Genomic DNA, 1,924 nt, shown 5'->3' with positions numbered 1-1,924 from the left:
AATAACGGATAACTAATTATTATGCCACTTAAAAGTAAGGTGTCAATTCCCCTTGAATTTGTTTTAATAATATCAGGAATGCCCGGTGCAGGAAAAAGCACACTTGCTCTAAATTTGGTTAAAAAATACAGTGAATTTCGTTCTTTAAACCAAATGAACTTACTGAGATTTGCCACACGATATTTCAATCAAGACATATCAGGCGATGATAATACTGTACACATTGGATTGAGGTTTCGAACTTATGAGCAAGGAAAGGAGCATATGTCAAAACTTGTCCCACCAATTGCTGCATTCATCAAAAGGCAGCTAGAGAAGAAGATACCCACTATAATTGAAGGTGTTGATTTTTACCCTCCTTACTTAGCCCTATATAATAAGGAGGAAGCCTATTTCGATAATGTTTTGTTCATAAACCTATATTGCAGTAATGAAAAAATACATTATTCTAGGTTAGTAGAAAGGGAAAAGCAAAGACAACAAAATCCTTCAAGGGTCGACCTTTTCTTCAAGAACATCCGCGGAAAGAATGAGTTATTACATCAAGACATTTTAGAACAAGAAAATCCTCGTATGAAAAGTCTTGATGTTGCAGATTTAAATGAGAAAGAAGTACTAGAGGCTGTTGAACACATAATTTCTGAGATGTATAGTTGAAGATAGTTTCATCTTAAGGCATATCAGGGATAAAATACCTTTTCCTCATATAGTTCGTAAAATAAATCATTTGTTAACGGAACGGAGTTTTTCCAAACCTTTTCAAACTCTTTAACCAAATGATAACCTTTGTTTTCAGATGTAGTTTTACTTTTCAATGTAGAAAAAACATAAAATGGACGTTCGGTAAAGTAATTAAGTACACCCTTAGTATCATAAACTGGGCCTGAACTTAATAGTGAGTTATCGCTTCGCACGATTAAGCAATCACGAACGTTTTCATATAATCTGAAATATTTACTTGGTGTTAATCCCAAGTTTTTTAGATGTAATGCATATTCAATGGATTCCTGTAGTCCTAAATTGAACTTTCTTTCCTGACCTCTATCGGCTTTTTTTGCGCCCATACTGTTTGGCATTACCAAAAGACATCGAAAGTCCACCCCCATACCTCCTAATTTTTCCACTTCGGAGATATATTCAAAAAAACCCAAGTATTGGCGTTTTAGAATCTTACTTCCTTTTCGGCCATAATACCAAAAATATTTACCACCCTCTTCCTTTATATTATCAGTCAATATTTTGTACAGAGGGTCACTATGAAAACCTCTATGAAAAACTACTTGCCCTTCTTTAATTTCTGGACTATCAGGCGTAAAATAATTATCATTTTGATTTTTTAACTTATCTACCAGGTGTTTACACTCCAATGGAATACTTTGATTCTCTAATAACACCTGACTAGCTCTTTCCGAGAATGAGTCCCAATTTCTATCAAAATTCAGAGCTTTTATCCTTAACTGTTTTTCAATTGTGTGAATCAGTTTTAAGAAATCCTCTTTACCCTTATCATATTGAACAGGAACGTACCGAACCAATGGTTTATCTATCCATGAATGCCAATCTGGAATTTTTTCAAAAAGGATAGGGATAATGATTCCTCCAGCTCCAAACACAACACCAGATTCATACATTAACCATGGAGACTTAAGACTTTCACCGGTAATACATACTAGGCATACCTTGCTTTCCAAAAGTGATTCATGAATTCCAACATCAACCAAAGAACCCTTTTCCATACCTGATGAAATGAACATATTGACCCCCGTACCGAATAGGTTTTCAAAAAAGAGTTTAACCTCTTTTGCCAAGTTCTTACTTCTAGGTTTGGACCAACTCAAAAATATTTTATTACTCATTTTTGGTTATCCTTATCCTTTATGGAGATACTTTCTATCCAAACCATAATAATTAGTTATCCGTTATT

The 1,924-nt window shown here is 34.2% G+C and carries 2 protein-coding genes; one reads left to right on the top strand and one right to left on the bottom strand.

Annotation, left to right across the window (positions count from 1 at the left end; genetic code table 11):
- The first annotated feature begins 21 nt into the window (after nt 1-21).
- Nucleotides 22-657 carry an AAA family ATPase gene (locus GTQ34_RS16530; RefSeq protein WP_166524918.1) on the top strand — a complete coding sequence of 212 codons (636 nt, stop codon included), beginning with the start codon at nt 22-24 and terminating at the stop codon, nt 655-657.
- Nucleotides 658-680: 23 nt separating this feature from the next.
- Here GTQ34_RS16530 and GTQ34_RS16525 read toward each other — a convergent pair whose 3' ends face one another.
- A complete protein-coding gene (locus GTQ34_RS16525; RefSeq protein WP_166524917.1) occupies nt 681-1,856 on the bottom strand; it encodes a TIR domain-containing protein in 1,176 nt (391 codons plus the stop codon).
- Nucleotides 1,857-1,924: the final 68 nt, after the last annotated feature.

Source organism: Flagellimonas ochracea, assembly GCF_009903685.1.
Taxonomy (GTDB): Bacteria; Bacteroidota; Bacteroidia; order Flavobacteriales; family Flavobacteriaceae; genus Flagellimonas; species Flagellimonas ochracea.
Note: the sequence above shows the minus strand (reverse complement) of the source record. Positions and strands in the feature narration are given on the sequence as shown.

Coding starts and splice junctions, on each gene's coding strand:
- GTQ34_RS16530 (WP_166524918.1), top strand. CDS start 22: ATGCCACTTAAAAGTAAGGTGTCAATTCCCCTTGAATTTGTTTTAATA.
- GTQ34_RS16525 (WP_166524917.1), bottom strand. CDS start 1,856: ATGAGTAATAAAATATTTTTGAGTTGGTCCAAACCTAGAAGTAAGAAC.